19 protein-coding genes are annotated in these 17,360 nt (G+C 48.9%); 2 read left to right on the top strand and 17 right to left on the bottom strand.

Annotation, left to right across the window (positions count from 1 at the left end; all coding sequences use genetic code 11):
- The first annotated feature begins 207 nt into the window (after window positions 1-207).
- On the top strand, window positions 208-843 hold the full coding sequence (locus SNR34_RS13950) for a LysE family transporter (protein WP_486182176.1): 636 nt from the start codon (window positions 208-210) through the stop codon (window positions 841-843).
- Window positions 844-1,040: 197 nt separating this feature from the next.
- On the opposite strand, the gene SNR34_RS13945 is transcribed toward SNR34_RS13950, so the two are convergent.
- From SNR34_RS13945 to azlC, 8 genes are all read right to left on the bottom strand, one after another.
- Window positions 1,041-1,253, bottom strand: coding sequence for a hypothetical protein (locus tag SNR34_RS13945; RefSeq protein WP_486182175.1), 213 nt, complete (start codon window positions 1,251-1,253; stop codon window positions 1,041-1,043).
- Window positions 1,254-1,612: 359 nt separating this feature from the next.
- Window positions 1,613-1,996 carry a DUF3221 domain-containing protein gene (locus tag SNR34_RS13940; RefSeq protein ID WP_236416997.1) on the bottom strand — a complete coding sequence of 128 codons (384 nt, stop codon included), beginning with the start codon at window positions 1,994-1,996 and terminating at the stop codon, window positions 1,613-1,615.
- Window positions 1,997-2,280: 284 nt separating this feature from the next.
- On the bottom strand, window positions 2,281-3,162 hold the full coding sequence (locus SNR34_RS13935) for a carbohydrate ABC transporter permease (RefSeq protein ID WP_236416995.1): 882 nt from the start codon (window positions 3,160-3,162) through the stop codon (window positions 2,281-2,283).
- A gap of 16 nt (window positions 3,163-3,178) precedes the next feature.
- Window positions 3,179-4,069, bottom strand: a complete 891-nt coding sequence (locus SNR34_RS13930) for a carbohydrate ABC transporter permease (protein WP_486182174.1) — start codon at window positions 4,067-4,069, stop codon at window positions 3,179-3,181.
- 47 nt (window positions 4,070-4,116) lie between these two features.
- Window positions 4,117-5,391 (bottom strand): ABC transporter substrate-binding protein, encoded by a 1,275-nt coding sequence (locus SNR34_RS13925; protein ID WP_486182173.1) that lies wholly within the window; start codon window positions 5,389-5,391, stop codon window positions 4,117-4,119.
- Window positions 5,392-5,480: 89 nt separating this feature from the next.
- Window positions 5,481-6,359 (bottom strand): AraC family transcriptional regulator, encoded by an 879-nt coding sequence (locus SNR34_RS13920; RefSeq protein WP_339278006.1) that lies wholly within the window; start codon window positions 6,357-6,359, stop codon window positions 5,481-5,483.
- Between the two features lie 226 nt (window positions 6,360-6,585).
- Window positions 6,586-6,918: a branched-chain amino acid transporter permease gene (locus SNR34_RS13915; protein WP_486182172.1), complete on the bottom strand. Its 333-nt coding sequence runs from the start codon at window positions 6,916-6,918 to the stop codon at window positions 6,586-6,588.
- Entirely contained in the window at window positions 6,909-7,628 is a 720-nt protein-coding gene (gene azlC / locus SNR34_RS13910) for an azaleucine resistance protein AzlC (protein WP_343260775.1), read from the bottom strand. The genes SNR34_RS13915 and azlC overlap by 10 nt, the downstream gene beginning before the upstream one ends.
- A 108-nt stretch (window positions 7,629-7,736) precedes the next feature.
- Here azlC and SNR34_RS13905 point away from each other — a divergent pair, with 108 nt between their 5' ends.
- A complete protein-coding gene (locus SNR34_RS13905; protein WP_486182171.1) occupies window positions 7,737-9,143 on the top strand; it encodes an aminotransferase-like domain-containing protein in 1,407 nt (468 codons plus the stop codon).
- Window positions 9,144-9,213: 70 nt separating this feature from the next.
- Here SNR34_RS13905 and SNR34_RS13900 read toward each other — a convergent pair whose 3' ends face one another.
- The 9 genes from SNR34_RS13900 to SNR34_RS13860 form a co-directional block, all read right to left on the bottom strand.
- Window positions 9,214-9,390, bottom strand: a complete 177-nt coding sequence (locus SNR34_RS13900) for an HAD-IA family hydrolase (RefSeq protein ID WP_486182456.1) — start codon at window positions 9,388-9,390, stop codon at window positions 9,214-9,216.
- Window positions 9,391-9,468: 78 nt separating this feature from the next.
- Window positions 9,469-10,404 (bottom strand): VanZ family protein, encoded by a 936-nt coding sequence (locus SNR34_RS13895; RefSeq protein WP_486182170.1) that lies wholly within the window; start codon window positions 10,402-10,404, stop codon window positions 9,469-9,471.
- A 208-nt stretch (window positions 10,405-10,612) separates the two neighbouring features.
- On the bottom strand, window positions 10,613-12,478 hold the full coding sequence (locus SNR34_RS13890) for a beta-glucoside-specific PTS transporter subunit IIABC (RefSeq protein WP_486182169.1): 1,866 nt from the start codon (window positions 12,476-12,478) through the stop codon (window positions 10,613-10,615).
- Window positions 12,479-12,687: 209 nt separating this feature from the next.
- On the bottom strand, window positions 12,688-13,542 hold the full coding sequence (gene licT, locus SNR34_RS13885) for a BglG family transcription antiterminator LicT (RefSeq protein ID WP_236417051.1): 855 nt from the start codon (window positions 13,540-13,542) through the stop codon (window positions 12,688-12,690).
- A gap of 306 nt (window positions 13,543-13,848) precedes the next feature.
- Complete coding sequence (locus SNR34_RS13880; RefSeq protein WP_486182168.1) at window positions 13,849-14,889, bottom strand: NADH:flavin oxidoreductase; 1,041 nt, start codon at window positions 14,887-14,889, stop codon at window positions 13,849-13,851.
- Between the two features lie 55 nt (window positions 14,890-14,944).
- Entirely contained in the window at window positions 14,945-15,967 is a 1,023-nt protein-coding gene (locus tag SNR34_RS13875) for an NADH:flavin oxidoreductase/NADH oxidase (RefSeq protein WP_486182167.1), read from the bottom strand.
- 138 nt (window positions 15,968-16,105) lie between these two features.
- Window positions 16,106-16,546, bottom strand: coding sequence for a MarR family winged helix-turn-helix transcriptional regulator (locus tag SNR34_RS13870; RefSeq protein WP_486182166.1), 441 nt, complete (start codon window positions 16,544-16,546; stop codon window positions 16,106-16,108).
- Window position 16,547: 1 nt separating this feature from the next.
- Window positions 16,548-16,925: a rhodanese-like domain-containing protein gene (locus SNR34_RS13865; RefSeq protein WP_236416972.1), complete on the bottom strand. Its 378-nt coding sequence runs from the start codon at window positions 16,923-16,925 to the stop codon at window positions 16,548-16,550.
- 267 nt (window positions 16,926-17,192) lie between these two features.
- On the bottom strand, window positions 17,193-17,357 hold the full coding sequence (locus SNR34_RS13860) for a hypothetical protein (RefSeq protein WP_486182165.1): 165 nt from the start codon (window positions 17,355-17,357) through the stop codon (window positions 17,193-17,195).
- Window positions 17,358-17,360: the final 3 nt, after the last annotated feature.

Here is a 17,360-nt window from a genome sequence, read left to right as displayed (position 1 = left end):
TATAAATTATCACAGAGTTCATCTTATTTAAATCGAATCTTGCGACAATTCATATATAAAATTATGACACATTTTAAATGGCAATATGATCGGAACCCGCCCCGACAGAGAATAAGTTCTTGTTTTGGATGATTTTATGGTTTACACTGGATGTTACTGTTTTTTCGCCAGCAGCATGAATTCTACATAAGATGAAAGGGATATTGCATGGAAATATACTTGAAGTACTTCCTGATTGGCCTTGCGATCGCCATGCCGGTTGGGGCAGTTACCGTAGAAATGACGAAGCAAGGTTTGAAAAACGGATTTATTCATGGCTGGGCTGTCGGCCTCGGGGGCATGACCATTGATCTTAGCTTGATTATAGCGATGTATTTAGGATTTGCCTCCCTCCTGTCGCTGCCATATATTCAACTGCCGCTTTGGCTCGTAGGTGCAGCTTTTCTGGCCTATTTGGGTTATGATTCCATCAAAAATGCGGACAAGGACATCACCCCTGCGGACGAAAAAACGCAAAAATCGTTTTGGAGCACCTACAGAAACGGATTGCTTGTGGCGGTATCGCCGGGCAATCTTATTTTTTGGGTCTCCGTATTCGGCGCCGTCCTTTCCGATTCCTACAGCTCCAGCAATGCAGGAAGTTTCGCGTTTGCGGCATGCGGCGTACTTAGCGGAATCCTGATTCATGACATCGGACTTCTATCGGTCGTTTCCGTGACCAGAAAGGTCATGAGCCGCCGAATGATTCAATGGGTTTCGGTCATTGCAGGGATCATGTTAATCGGATTCTCGATCTATTTCGTTTATGAATTTGTTGTAGGAGTCTGGAATTATATTAAATAGCATTTGCTTTATCTAAGCTCAAGAAAAAAGGAGATCGCTGCTGGCGAACTCCTTTTTCTAATCTCTGCTTGCTATTGCTCCCTTGCCCTGCTGATGATTGGCGGCATTACCTTGGGACCTCACCTGGAAGGATGTGAAGCCCCGTTTGCGGCTTGAGCATTGTTCCTGTCTAGGATGAGGGGTAAGATAAGGCATCGTTATGAGCTGCGCTCAGCTCCATCCGCCTTCTTTGCAGTCGCGTTGAAACGATGCACAAGGTTTTGCCGCGGATCGGCCTTCCACTGGTTGTGATACAGATGCAGCAAATAATCCTCATACATCCTTCTGAAAACCGCATGATGCTCGTATTCGATTAGCACGCCCAGCCTACGGATCATACATCCTTCAAACCATCGGATGAATTTAGACATGATAATACATTCTCTCCCATTCAACAGCAAATGTTCGGCAACAAAGAAACTATACCGAAAAACCATATATTGATTATCCTACAACTGGCGTTTCGGGCTCTATCTCATTCGTGCTGAATCGTTGCCTATTTCTCCTATGTTGGCTCACTCGAACCACGCCTCGCACTTGTTGCGAATACGGCTACGAAACCAACGATGGAAATAGATTGATGATCATCGTCTTTTCGTTTATGGACATTTCGATTCTATTACTTCAAGCTCACTTGAAGTCAACACCAAAAAAGCCGCAGCTACGCGGCTATTAAGCATGTATGTTCGTGTCGTCTTAACAAATCAGATGTGTACAGTTAGTATATGGATTACCTTACAATTTCTATTTTTGTAGCAGTTGTTCGTCTAATTCTACTATCTTCATACATGCCATTTGTCCACACTTTGACATGGTCGCCAACTTCAAGATTTGCTTTTATATCACGTGTTGAAACATCATAAGCTTTTGGTTCATACTGAGTGATGATTTCATTCGTTGTTTTACCTTTTACTTCTTTTTCGGATAAACCAACTATAACAGTAACTCCTGAATTATTTTTTTCAACAATAATCCCCTGAAAGTCCATTCTTTCACCTGCTTGATACTGATATTTTTCTAGCGCGGATGTTTTTGTTAAGTGATTGTTACTGCTACTGCAACCAGTAAAGACAACAATGATCAGAATCAATAATATTGAAATATATGTTTTCACAACAATCCCACCTTGTTATTTGATAATTGACTAACCATAAGACGTAAACAAGGTTGTTTTTGTTTCAAATTTAAGTGAATATTTCAAAATATTCCTTTACAGACGGCAGGATAGGATTAATTTAATTATTTTACCAAGTAACAGGAGTTATACCCAGTCGAATTAAGATTTCGAACCAGTTTGCGTCGTACCAAAGCACCCCCATCCTAAAAAAAGCAGCCATCCATTGCGGACAGCTGCTCAGCGAATGATATTATGGAATTTGAGATGCTCATCCTCAGTGATTATCCTTTGACGGCACCCAATGCCACGCTGCCAATGATCTGCCGGGAGAATACAGCGAACACGATAATAATGGGAACGATGGAAATGGCCACGCCTAAGTAGAGCAACCCATAATCCATGCCATAATATCCCTGTACTAATGCAACGAGCACCGGAAGCGGATATTTATCCAGGGAGAAGAACAGCACCAGCGGCGTCAAAAAGTTGTTCCACGAGCCGATGAAGGTAAAGATGCCAAGCGCGGAGACCGCCGGTCCCAAGATGGGCAGCACGATCTGGTTGAATGTGCGGAATTCGCCAGCGCCATCCACGCGCGAAGATTCGACGATTTCGTCCGGAATGCTGGCCTCGATGAACTGTTTGATAAAGAACACGTTGAAGGCATTCGCCGCCGCAGGCAAAATGATGGCCGCATAACTGTCCAGCATGCCCAGCGTACTGAACAACCGGTACATCCCGATCAGGGCAAGCTGCCCGGGCACCATCATCGTCGCAAGCAGGAACAGGAAGAGCCAGGTTCGGCCCTTGAATTTGAACTTGGCAAAACCGTATGCCGTAAGCGCTCCCACATACAAGGATAATACGGTCGATGTTCCCGCAATGAAGAAGCTGTTGGCGAACCCGCGCCAAATATTGATTTTGGACGCCATGTTTACATAATTGTCGAGCAGAAACGGTCCGGGAAGGAAAGTAAACGTCGATGCAATCGTCGCATTGTTATGCGTGGAATAGATGAGCATCAAATAAAACGGGATAATGCAGATGCAAGCAAGAATGACGAGAAACAGATACACCAACACCTTGCCTACCGTCAGCCTTCTGGCTCTGGCATAGGATTGGACGGCAGCACTGGAATGCTCCAGCGTTTTCGCGGTTTGCATGAAATCTCCTCCTTCCCTATGAACGGCTTCTGCGGGTCGTCATGATGAACGAAACGACGGACAACAAAATGATAATGATGAACAAACAGAACGCAATGGCTGCACCGTATCCAAAGCGCGTACTCTGGAAAGCAACATTGTACAAGTACATGATGCTGGTCATCGCAGCCCGGTCAGGCCCTCCGTTACCATTGGTCAACGTGAACGGTTGATCAAAAATCTGGATTCCGCCGATGATGGACGTAATGACCTGAAACAGGATAATCGGGCGCAGCATCGGTACGATAATATGCATGAAGATATGCCTTTTCTCCGCGCCGTCAATCTGGGCCGCTTCCTGCAGCGAAGGATCGATCCCTTGCAAACCGGCCAAATAAATGACCATGGAATACCCGAAATATTGAAAGAACAGAATCGATGAGACAATAAGCCGCATAAACCAAGGATCATTCTTCCAGTTAATAGGGTCACTAATGATTCCGGTCTGCACGAGGAAATGGTTTAACCCTCCCGACTGCCAGTCGAAAATGAGACTCACCAACAGACCCAGCGAGGCTGCCGTAACGATATTCGGGAAAAAATAGACGGCCCGGAAGAAATCCCTTCCTTTGAGCAGCTTGTCATTAAGGATAAAGGCGAGCACAAGCGACACGGTAAGCTGCGGAACGACGGAGACGCCCCAAATGAACAGCGTGTTGAACAACGTTTTGTAGAACAGGGGGTCCTGCAGAACGGCCACGTAATTGCCGACTCCGACGAAGTCCGGCGTAGTGATGCCATCGTAATTGGTGAAGCTGATATATAGGGAGTAAAGAATCGGATACAACCCAAAAATGGTGAAAATGATGAAAAAAGGAGCAATGAAATAGTAGCCGTAATGGTCTTTGCGCAGCGACTTGGCAAACATCGTTCCAACCTCCAGTCATCGGATTCGTGAGTCTTTCAGGCCTATGCTTAGTTGACTTCTAGTTCCGGGAACCTTAACCGAACATCGCGCTTGATCCTCTCCACGGCTTCCTCTTTGGTGTTAATGTCGTTGTTGAGATACAGCTGGAGCACGTTTTTGAAAATGTCGTTGTTGATCGTGGTGTCATAACGGGTTCTCTCATACACGGGAACGCGTTTGGCCGCCTCGGAAAAAAATTCGAAATGCTTCTGTCCGCCGAGATAGTCTGATGTGGCCGTTTGCGCAAGCTCGTCGTTCACGACCATATTGCTCGTAAAATAATCCTGCTCGGTCGCCAGCTCTTTCAAGAAATCATGGTTAAAGTTATAAAACTCGATGAATTTCCAGGCGAGATCCTTTTTGTCGCTTTTGCTGTACATCGCAATATACGTCCCGCCGGCACTGAAATCGGTCGGGCCTGCCGCCAGTCCCCACAAACCGGAGGTGTCCGGCGCATTCGCTTTGAACGTATATTGGAGCGCCCAAGTTGCCCCGGGATAGAACATGACCTGCCCCTTTTGCATGGATGCGGCATAACCGGCGCTGCCTTCTTCGAACTCTGCCAGCACATGACGCTGGCGCGCTTCGCGGACAAGGTCCAGAATCTGCATGTAGACGGGGTTGATCACAAGCTTTCCGTCCTCTACCCAAGGAATGCCGTCATACGAGTTGGAAATCGCATTCCAGTTGGCCAGGGCATGAACCTGATTGCCGCTCTCCTGCTGCACCCGCTCCCCGATCTCGAAAATTTTGTCCCAGGTATCGATCTGCGCACCGACTTTCACCGGGTCGTCCGTCCCCAAATACGTTTTGGCCAGATCCCTCCGATAATAAATGCCACCCGGCGTACCCTGGTATCCAATCGCTTTGACGTTGCCCTCGCTATCCTTTTCATTGGCCTGCACAAAAGCATACTGCTCTTGCAGCAAATTATCGGCGTTATACGGCGGGGCCGACAGATTTTCGAGATGCGGAACATCGATCAGTTCCCGAATGCCGCCGTTTTCGATCATGAACACGTCGGGAGCCTTGGACGTGGTCTGCAAAGCCGACTTCAATTTGGTCATATAAAAGTTCCCTGGAATGTTGACGAAATTCACTTTGATGTCCGGATACGTTTCCTCGAATTTCTCGATGGCATAACCCGCTTCATCCGTAAAACTCCAGACGGTAATTTCCTGCTGTTTGGACGCGTTTCCCATGCCGGGTTGACAGCCGGACAACATTAGCGTTGCGCTTAATAATGCGATCATTGAAACGGCATATCGTTTAAAGCTCTTCATGAGGGCCCTCCTCCAGAGAAAAGTAAACGCTTTCAATTTACTTGAGTATAGTGATTTTGGAGGAGGGCTTTCTCCACAAATATTGTTCATCAACCTTCATATGTTGTGATCTTTGTGCGATGCCGCTTCCGAAATTCGGAAGGCGTGCAGTCATTATATTTTTTGAACAGCCGATTGTAGGAAGTCAGGTTATTGAATCCATGATGGATCGCGATATCCAAAATGGTCGCTTGGCTGAACAGCAGCGCCCACTCTGACTTCACGATCCTGAAGTGATTCAAATACTCCATGAGCGTAATTCCTTTGATTTCCTTAAACAGCTTGCACACGTAAAATTTGCTGAATTTGATATGCTCCGCGACCTGATCCAGCTTGATCGGTTCTTCGTAGTGCGCTTCAAGGTATTCGCAGACCGACTCGACGAATTCGAACTTTTTGGATAAGGTACACGGCCATTCGCCGCTGCATTCCTCCTCCGCAGGCTTTTGCGTGCGCAGCAGATGAACGACAAGATCGTAAAACCTGGCAATCATGACCCACTGATAACCGATCTGCTCGTTTCTGTTTTCATTGGAAATGACGTCAAGATAGCGGTTGATGTCGATTTCTTTGAGCGTCATCGCGGGTAAATGCGTCGATTTGCCGAATAACTCCCGCAGCGGCTGGGTGGCTTTGTCGACGACCAAGCTCTCTGTGAACAGCTCCAAGCGGAAAAGAATGATCGTCAGATGCTCGGTGCCGGGCAGAAAACAGTGCACGTCCCCCGGTTTGATCACCATGATGTCGCCCTGCCCCAACTCTACGACCCGGCTGTTGAGGCCAATTCGCGCCCGCGTTCCCCTGACAACTACCATCTCTACTTCTTCATGCCAATGTGCGGCAAAATTAAACTGCGGACCGGTATGAATGACCCGAATCGGAAAGCCTTCCTTCATGTGACCTGTTTCCAGAAATGTAGGTGCTCCCATCTGATCCACCCTTTCTCAGTTCCCGATTAAGAATCCTTTTCCTATCCATATTATGCATGAAGTTTCCGTCATCTTCAAAATATGGGTTCATATTCATAACACTCCTTCAAATCACTTGATGCTGGCAGAAAAAAATCCCCCAACCGGTTAGCAAAGGTATGCTTGCCTTCCGTCCGAGAGATGTTTAAAGTAGGCCAGATTCATCAGCCGCACAACCAACGTGATGCTAAAAGACGAACTGCACCAAGGCCATATAAAGCATCGTTCCGCCAGCAATGGACAATAACATGTTTTTCTTCCAATAATGAAGCAGCACAACAGCCAGGATCGACACCAGTTCAGGCACGCCGTGGTTCCCGGACAACAGATGAATGTCTTTGACGCTATAGATCACCAGCATGCCGATCGCCGCTGCCGGCAGAACCCTCCCTAAATATTGCACGTACTTAGGCGTAGTACGACCAGGCGGGAACAACAGAAATGGAAGAAAGCGCGTCATCATCGTGCCAAGCACAACCATGCCGATCGTAATGAGTTGTTCGGTTACCGTCATGGACATGTCGTTTCCCCCGCTCTCTGATCCAGTTTGGGTCTGATCAGCGTAAGCACGATCAGCAGTCCGGCCATGGAGGGAATGATAAAGCTGCCGCCTTTGAAGATGATGAGGCACAGGATCGAAATGCCCAAGCCAAGCAAGGCGCTGTGATGCGACCGTTCCTTGCTCCATTGCTCCATGAAAATGACGACGAACAACGCTGTCATGACGAATTCCAGCCCTTCCAGGTTGAAGCTGACGAGTGATCCGAAGAAGCCTCCGATGGCAGCGCCAATGACCCAATAGCTATGGTTGAGCAAGGTGACGAAAAACATGTACCATCCCCGATCCACTTCTTCGGGAATGTCGGCCGTATAATTGATGGAAAACGATTCATCGCATAATCCGAAGATCAGGTACGGCTTCTTCCAGCCGGTTCCTCTATATTTATCCAGCATTGAAATGCCGTAAAATAAATGCCGCGCATTCACCATTAAGGTCATCATTAGCGCACCGATCGGGTTAAATGCGCCAAGCAGCAGGTTTACCGCCACAAACTCCATCGATCCGGCAAAAACGAGCAGCGCCATCAGGATGGCATAACTCGCTCCAAAGCCCGAGGCATTCATCAAAATGCCGTACGCAATCCCCAAAAATAAAAATCCGGCCAAAATCGGAAGCGTGGTCGGAAAGGCGGCCCGAAAAGCCGTTTGAAGCTTCATTCTGTCTGTCATCGTTTGCTGCATCTCCTTGCTATAATACGGTTCTACGTTAGTGTAGCAATACATTTCCATACAATCAATGTTATAATTGTATGGATTACAATGTTGTGAGGTGAGTGTATGCCATTCAATTCGTTCGACGAATATCCCATGTCATGGAAGCCGGACAAAAACAAATTGTCACGCCCGCTGTACCAGTCGCTCGCCAAAATGCTGGAGCATGACATCACGCATGGATTGCTTGCGCCAGGAACCAAGCTCCCACCTCAGCGTGAGTTGGCCGATTTTCTGGACGTTAATTTCACTACGATTACACGTGCTTACAAACAATGCGAGCTTAAAGGTTTGATCTATGGCATAACGGGCAGCGGCACGTTTGTGTCGGCCAACGCAGCACGCTCGATTGCCATCGCCAAGGAACCGGGGATGAACACCTATATCGAATTGGGTTTGGTGGCATCCTTTGAGCAGACCAACGACCTCGTTGCCGAAGCCGCCAAAAACGTGATGCAAAAAACCTATCTCGAACAGCTGTTGAATTACAATGATCCTGCCGGTATCCCCCATCAAAAGCTTGCTGCACTGAATTGGATGAGCACGCTGGGCATCCATGCCGATCCGGAGCAGGTTGCCATCGTTTCAGGCGCACAAAACGCGCTCGCCATCACGCTGCTGGCTCTATTTGAACCCGGGCATCGCATTGCCGTGGACCAGTATACCTTTTCGAATTTCATCGAATTTTCCAACATGCTTCGCATCAGGCTTGTCCCCATTCCGGGCGACCTGCACGGCATGCGACCGGAAGCACTGGACGAGCACTGCCGTCAGGCCGACGTGCATGGCGTTTTTCTGATGCCCTCTTGTGCAAACCCAACGACCATCATGATGCCGGAGGAACGCAAAAAGGAACTGGCCCGCGTCATCCGCAAACATCAATTGATCCTGATCGAAGATGACATCCATGCTTTTCTGTCCGCAGGTGTGATTGAACACTACGGTCAGCCGATGTATCAGCTTCTTCCGGAACGCACGATCTATGTATGCAGTACGACCAAATCCATCTGTTCGGGGCTGCGCGTCGCCTATCTTGTGTTTCACGAGATGTACAAGGACCGCATCATGAAAGCGATTTTCAACGTCAACGTCAAAACGTCCTCACTGGACGCCGAAATTATTACCGAGCTGATTCTGTCGGGGAAAGCGAGCGCCATCGTTCTGCACAAAAAAAGGCTGGCCCGGCAGGCCAACCAGTTGTTTGATACGTATTTTCCCCAAGCTTTCAGTCAGGGCCATCCGCTCAGCTTCTACCGCTGGCTGCCCGCTCCCGGTCTTGCCGGAGGAAGACGTACCGAGTCGCATTTCCTGGAAAAGGGCATTCGCGTATTCCATTCCGACCGCTTTCTGAGCGGAACCAATACGGGAGAGAACTACTTGAGAGTAGCGCTATCTTCGACATTGACGTTGGAGGAATTGGAAAGAGGGCTGGAATTGTTGTCGGCTTCGATGAAGCTGAGCACTTCCTCATAGTCGTGAAACTGAACGTCCGAACATGCGTTGATCCGTTCTCTGTCGTGATCCGAATACCGGTCAACCATCGCTACGACCTCGATGCCCGCGTTGTTGCAGCCTCCACTCCAATGAGGGAATCTTCAAAAATAAGGAATTCCTCCGGGGATGCCTCCAGTTCTTTCATCATCGTGAGATAGATTTCCGGATTCGGCTTGATCTCTTTGGCATTCTCACGCGTATAGAACTTGGAAAAATACTCATCGATGGCCGCTCAACAATCGGTTTTACTATATCCCTCCTACTTTAAGGTGTAAAGCAATCCCTGGCGAGGGGGCCGCCCAATCTACCTTTCCCATCTATACTGCAGCGGCCGATATCCGATATCCCACAATCGCTCGCTTCCTTCAATCTTGATGGTCATCTGCCGAGCATGTTCAATATAGACTTCGAATTGTTCTGCACTCCCTTGATAATCATTCGCTTCTATTACTAATACCTCTTTCCCATCGACAATAATGGATATTTTCCCTTCAGGCGGCGCGTGATCGGGGATGCCGTAATTTCCGGTCAACACAAGTTCATCGTCTTTCAAAGTAAACGTATAGGTTTGTTGGCCTCCTTGGCTATCATACATGTTGTGTTCAGGTATAATTTGTTCCTTTTTAATATTAAACCTCCCCAGCGCAGCACCTTGAGCATCCGTTCCTGCTCCACGCTGCGTTTCCAGCTTCATGGCCACGAAGGGGCCTTCGATTTTGGTCGCCAGTTGGTTGATCACGTTTCCCGTTCCCCACGTCATCAGGAATAACACGATACACGCCATACCTGCAATCAGCCAACGTTTCCTTCCTTGCTCTCCCCTTTCTCCTGCACGATAGGCGGCATAACCGATGCATGCTCCAATGGAATTTTGAAGAACATCGTTGATATCCCCGCTGCCCAGCATCGTCAATTTCTGCAAAAATTCGATTCCGAAAATGATGAGCACAAACCATAACATAAACCGGATGAACCGAATGTTGTACAGCATGGGGATCAGAATGCCGAACGGAATGAATGCCGCATAATTCCACAAGGTAACCAGGTCCATTAACGTAATGCCTGAATGGAACGATAATGTTGGAAATTTGAAAAAAGAATCGGGAATCCATTGAAACGGATTATCCACGATGTGTTTTGCGGCGTCCAGCCTGCCAAAAGCCAAAAACAAAAAATACAACGTAATCAGGGTGTAGACGATGGTGGTGATCCATAGTACCCTGCGTCGGTTCATTGTCATCCTGCAATTCTCCTCTTTCTTTGACGAACTCTTGAGTCGCTCTCTTCAATATAAATGAGTTTACCGCATAGCCCCTTGATCTCCTATGTATCAACCTTACGCCTGCCTTACATTATTGTCATATTGTTCGTACACGAGTGGCTGCAATGTGCATGCAAAAAAGCCTTCGATCGTATCGATCGAAGGCTTCGTGACACAAGTTATTCTATTATACGACCACGGTCATCAGATAGTCCTGACGGCGCACTTCCGATTCGGACGTTTTCAGTACGTCCAGGTAATTGGCGGAATTCGTCACAATGACCGGCGTCGAAGTGACGTAACCTGCTGCCTGGATCTGTTCGATGTCGAACAGCAGGATCAATTGTCCCTTTTCAACGCGGTCGCCTTCCTGCACTTGTTTCTCAAAATGTTTGCCTTTCAGGCGAACCGTGTTCACGCCGACGTGAATCAAAAGCTCGGCGCCCTCGTCCGAAGTTATCCCGATCGCATGCCCTGTCGGGAACACGGTTGTGATCGTTCCGTTCACCGGAGAAGTCAATCGGCCTTCGGACGGTTCAATGACGATTCCTTGTCCCATCGCACCGGACGCAAAAGCTTCATCCGGCAGCGACTCCAGCGGTTTGACCGCACCTTGCAGCGGGCTTTCGATGATTTCTTTTTTCAGTACCGTGCTTTCTTGCACAGGCGTGGATGCAGGCGCTTCTTCTTTCGGCGCAGCCTGCTCCTGAACGCTATCTTTGAATCCAAGGACCATAACGATCACCAAAGCCAGCACAAACGCCACAACCAAACCGATGATCACGGACAGGAATCCCGTACCGATATACGTTGGCAACGCCAGCAATCCCGGTAAAGCAAAGGCCACCGCTTGCGCACCGCCCGAGCCGATGATCGCGCCGCCCACAGCACCGGCGATGCAGGCATAAATGAACGGTTTTTTCAGCTTCAGCGTAACCCCGTAAATGGCAGGCTCTGTGATCCCGAAGACGGATGCGACTACGGAAGAACCGGCCAGCGCTTTAAGCTGTGTATCTTTGGTTTTCAGGAATACACCGAATACCGCCCCTGCTTGAGCCAGGATGGCCGCAGTCAGCATTGGCAGCATCGTGTCGTAACCAACTTCCGCGATGTTGCTGAGAATGACCGGCACGAATCCCCAATGCACGCCGAAAATGACGAAGACTTGCCAGAACGCGCCAGCTACCGCGCCGGCAAGCAGCGGACTCAGGTTGTAGATCCAGCCATAACCGGTAGCCAGTCCGCTGCTGATCATGGAGCCGATTGGACCAAACACCAGAAACGTCAGCGGAATGACGATGACCAGCGAGAGCATCGGCACCAAAATGTTTTTGACGGACGAATGCACGAACGAATTAAACCATTTTTCGACATAAGACTGTACCCAGACGGCAAGGATGATCGGAATGACGCTGGAGGAATAATTCATCAGCACCATCGGAATGCCGAGGAACGTTAATTTGTCGGGCGCGCTGACCGCGGCGATGACGGCCGGATAGAGGAGCGCTCCGGCGATGGCCACGGATACAAACATGTTTGTTTTGAATTTGCGCGATGCGGTCACGGCCAGGAAGACCGGCAGGAAGTAAAACACGCTGTCCGAAGCCGCGTTCAGCACGAGATACGTTCCGCTCGAAGCATCAAGCCATTTCAGGAACAGGAAGAGCGCAACCAGTCCTTTCAACAGCCCGGCCCCGGCAAGCGCGCCAAGCGTAGGCGAAAAGATGCTTGAAATGATATCGACGGCTTTGCCCAGAATCGTGCTCTTCTCGGAGGACTCATCCTTCTTGGATGCATCCGCGTTTCCGATGCTTGTACCTTCGATCATTTTCTCGTAAACCGGCCCAACGTTGTTGCCGACAACAACCTGAAACTGGCCGCTGCTCTCTACGACGGTAATGATGCCCGGCGTTTTTTGCAGCGCTTCTTTATCGGCTTTGTCCCGGTCTTTCAATTGAAATCTTAATCTTGTCGCACAATGGAAGACCGAATTGACATTCGATTCGCCGCCGACAAGCTCAAGAATTTTGGAAGATAACTCTTTGTCGTTCATATACAGCTCTCCTCTTTTTACGTGGATGATCGGCTTAGGTTTATGGTCCAGGTATGCCTGGTAGTATGCCCAATCACAGCATCCTACCGCCACAAGCAAGAAAAACCTAAACTCGTGGTGAAATAACAGCTTGCGGAATCGCTGCTCATTTCACCATCAGTTTAGGTTTTGCCTGCATTACCAGTTACACCCCTTAGCCGGATGGTTTGTTATTCGGTTGTTTCCAGATGATTGCGTTCCGTGACCCGATGAATATGAATGGTCAAATATACGTATTCATCCTTGCTTAATGATTGCTGATACGTTTTTTCCAGAAAGTCATTGATTTTGCGCGTGCATTCAAAGGCATTGGCATACGTCTTCTTCACTTGGTTATACAAAAAGTCTTCGCCTGTCTGCTGTACTTCATTTCGAAGAACACGCATCGAGAAATACTGCAAGTGTCTTAAAAATCTGGAATAATTTACGGAAGACTCGTCCATGATCGTGTTGTAATGATAGGTCACGATGTTCAGAATGGAATGAACCATTTCCGTCATTTTCATCGTCAGCTTCATTTCACTGCTGTCCATGCGCGCATTCACGATATGTAGTGCGATAAATCCTGCTTCATCCTCGCCAAGCTTCACCCCCAGGGAGTTCTCGATGTATTGGAGCGACTCCAGGCCAATCTCGAATTCTTTCTTGTAAAAGCTTTTGATTTCGAACAGCATCGCATTTTTCAGCTGCACGCCATTCTCGTGTCGCTGGATCGCAAAATGGATGTGGTCGGTCAGGGTCAAATAAATATTGTCGCTCAGCGTGGTGCCTAACACTTCATTGGCACGGGTAACGATCTCATTAACCACTTCCAGATGAGTAACGGGAATGTCATTCAAGAGCTCCATCAACTTGGCTGTGAATTCATTTTCGTTCAGCACAAAAATTTTATCGATTTTTTCATCCTCAACCCGGTCTCCGGCAGCCTTGTTAAAAGAAATGCCTCTTCCCATAACGATGACTTCTTTGCCTTTATGGTTTTTGGTTAACAATACATTGTTATTTAGCACCTTCTCAACAAACATCATCTCGGTTACACCTCCCCACAGGAACAGTATCAACAAAAAATGCCTAAATTAATTACAATACCATGCGCTGATGGTACTCTAATCAATTTAGGCATTGCCCGCCTTACCGGTCACAATCCTGTTATGTAAACTTAGTATACCATAATTATAAGCGTTTGCAACCCCTTTTTTGCGAAGCCTTGCTTCCGCTTCCAGCTGCCGGCGTCGACGATGAATAATCCCTGCTCCATGCCTGCCACGCGTGATACCGGGGATACAACGAAAAGCTGGCGTTGGCCAGCTTTCGTCCCTGCCTGATATGGATTAAGATAAAGTTTGCAGTGCTTCGGGGGTGAATGGAATCCATTCCTCCGTGCGGCCGTCCCGGATTTTGCTGACCCAAGCCGGGTCGACCAGAAGCGCTCTGCCGATCGCTACCAAATCGAACTCTCCGTTGGCGAGCTTCTGCGCCAAACCTTCGATGCCTGCGTTGCCTGCACCCTCTCCACGGGTGAACAGTGCCATGAAGTCGCCGTCGAGGCCTACAGAACCGACAGTGATGGTTGGCTTGCCCGTTATTTTTTTCACCCAACCGGCAAAATTCAAATCAGAACCTTCGAATTCAGGCTCCCAGAAGCGCCGAGTCGAGCAGTGGAAAAGGTCTACGCCCGCTTCAAGCAGCGGTGCCAAGAAATGCTCCAGCTCCTCCGGCGTTTTTGCCAGTTTGGCTGTATAATCCGAGCTCTTCCATTGCGAAATGCGCAAGATGATCGGGAAATCCGGACCTACCGCCTTCCGGCATGCACGAACCACTTCTTCCGCAAAACGAGTGCGCGCAAGCATGCTTCCGCCGTAACGGTCTGTGCGCTGATTCGTTTTCTCCCAGAAAAACTGGTCGATCAGGTACCCATGCGCGCCGTGGATTTCAATGCCGTCAAAACCGATGCGTTTGGCCTCGGCAGCAGCTTGGGCAAATGCCGACACGATGCCCGCAATGTCCGATTCGGAATAATCATTGACTTGGCCTTTTACGCCCATGTGCCAAATCTGCGGCATGATTTTGCCGCCAGCCGCATGCACTTCGGACACCACGTGGGCCCAGCCTTTGAGAGCCTCTTCTCCATAGAAATGGGGAACGTTTTGCTGGTCGGATGCATCTGCATGATCCACCACCGTGCCTTCCGTCACGATCAGACCGACGCCATTCTCGGCTCTGCGGCGGTAATAGCCGGCAACGTCCGGGCCGGGAACCCCGTTCGGCGACATGCCGCGGGTCATCGGCGCCATGACGGTGCGATTGGGCAGGACCAGATTTCCTAAAGTAATAGGCTCAAAAAGAGATTGCACGGAATTGGAATAAGGCATGTTAACCCTCCTCGGATATTTTGGAATGTTTGGTTAGTTTATTCGCAACGATCGTTTAGAATCCTGCCGAGTATTGCTTCGGAATCGAAGTTTCTTTTCTCAGATTCGATGCCGCTTCAAGTGCCCAATGCGGGTTTCTCAGCAGCCCTCTGCCTACGGCTGCCAGGTCCGCGTCTTCATTGCCGATCACCGCATTGGCGAGCTTTGCGTCATCCAATCTGCCGACGGCGATGACGGGAACATCGAGCGCTTGCTTGATGTCACGGGCGAGCGGCACCTGATAGCCCGCATGCGTGCCGGGTCTGCCAAAAGCCGCAATCGGGCCTTCGCCGCCGGAGGAAACGTCAAACATGTCGATGCCGGCTTCCTGGTAAGCTTTAGCAAAAGCGATGCTTTCCTCAATGCCGTATCCGCCTTCAACGTACTCTTTGGCGGAAATCCGCATGATCAGCGGCATGTCTTCAGGCATTTCGCCTTTAACAGCCTGAATGACTTCGCGGCCGAACAGGGTAAGGTCCTGACCGTACTCGTCGTCGCGTTTATTGGTCAGCGGAGAATGGAATTGATGAATCAGGTAGCCGTGGGCACCGTGGATTTCAATGGCATCGAATCCGGCTTTCACCGCTCTGGCCGCCGCACTGCGGAATTTTTCGACCATGTCCTTCACTTCGGCCGTCGTCAGTGCGCGCGGTTGTTTGTAATTTTCGTCAAACGCGATCGCAGACGGCGCCACGGGAACCTCGGCATCTTCGGCTTTGCGTCCCGCATGGGCAATCTGAATGCCTACTTTGGCGCCGTAACTGTGGCAAGCATCCACGATTCGTTTCAACGCCGGGATCTGATCGTCCGACCACAGCCCAAGATCGAAATCGGAAATGCGGCCATCGGGTTCCACATCGGTCATTTCAATAATAATGAACCCGGTACCGCCCACAGCACGGCTTACATAGTGCAAATAGTGCCAATCCGTAGCAATGCCATCTTTGTTTTCAACAGAATATTGGCACATGGGAGGCATCACGATCCGGTTTTTCAAATCCAACCCTTTCAATGTATACGAACTAAATAGATCTTTCATCGTAAATCTCCTCTCACATCTCTGTTATCTATATAAAACATGCATGAACACGCATGTGAATGGGGATGAGACATTTCTTCAGATTCATTCCGTACCAGGAAGGAACACGCTTTACGATCCACTATCTCCTTCTTCGCCTCAACCGAGCTCGGCAACCAACGATTCCATTACCGTTTTCAACCCCTTGTTCAGCAGCTTTTCCTGCAATACTTCGTCAAACGTTTCAAGCGCGCCGCGCAGTTTCATTTCGCCCCGTTCGGTTATGCCGGTGTAGATCCCTCTGCGGTCCTTCTCGCACATATGTCTTTCCAACGCGCCGCAGGTTTCGGCCTCCATCCGTGCTACAAGCCGGGATGTTGCGCTTTGGCTCAAACCGATCTTCTCTTGCAGCTGTTGCAAGCGGAGCTCTTTATCATCGGTTTGCGAAATAAAATACAGCACATAAAATTCTTTTAAAGACAAACCGTATTTCTGTTGAAGCACCTGTTCCAGTTGTTCATTGATCTCGGATTGGATATGCGTCAATGAAAACCAGGTGTCCAAACGTTCGTCTGTTGTTCTCAATGCGTACACATCCATTCTATTTTGGCGTTGACACAACCGGCTTACGATCCATTTCTACAACGTACAAGGATTGAAACCCCTTTTTGCGCAAGATCCGCGCGGCCTTTTTGGCCCTGTACATTTCGTTGGACAAAATAAAAATGCGTTCTTCTCTCAACAGGTGTTTATGCCATACATACGGAAGGCGGCCCAATGAAATATTGATGGAATCCGGAGTCGGTTGGTGTTCATACTCAGAAGCGTCCCGGATATCGACAATTTTGAAATGGTGCAAGCTCTCCTTCTGATTGATCAAGCTCCGATAATGGATTTGCGTAAGATATGGGGCAGGCCATAATCGGTGAATAAGAACAACCAATCCGGTCAACACGGAGATCATCATGAACCAAAACATTTCCCTCACATCCTCGCTTCCGATGTACACGTTTGTGGCGCACCTCCATCGATTACAAAAAGCATGCGCATGCATTCAATTTAAAGGATCTGTTTTCTGCTGTCAAGCGAAAATTCATGCTGCCCAACACGAAATGCTTATATGGGTAGTTTGAAGCCGTTGATGGTTACTCCAGTCAACCGGCTTCACTTCTCACCTCGGCGCAGTCCCTCATTCATTTCGGGCTTATGAACGTACTCCGAATTAAGACCAAGCGCTCTTTTATGCTCATGGCGTCTCTCCTTCTGTTTGAACATTCCCTGCACCTGCCTTGTCCCCCTTCCCCCATTTTTTGCGAATCAGGCTTACCGACAACAGTAATACCGGAACAATCCCGAACAAAACCAGAAAGACGTTGTCCAGCTTGTTTCCTAATTCAATGGTTTCTTCCACATT

It is taken from the genome of Paenibacillus sp. XP01, assembly GCF_057364885.1.
This window is presented reverse-complemented; position numbering and strand designations above follow the sequence as displayed.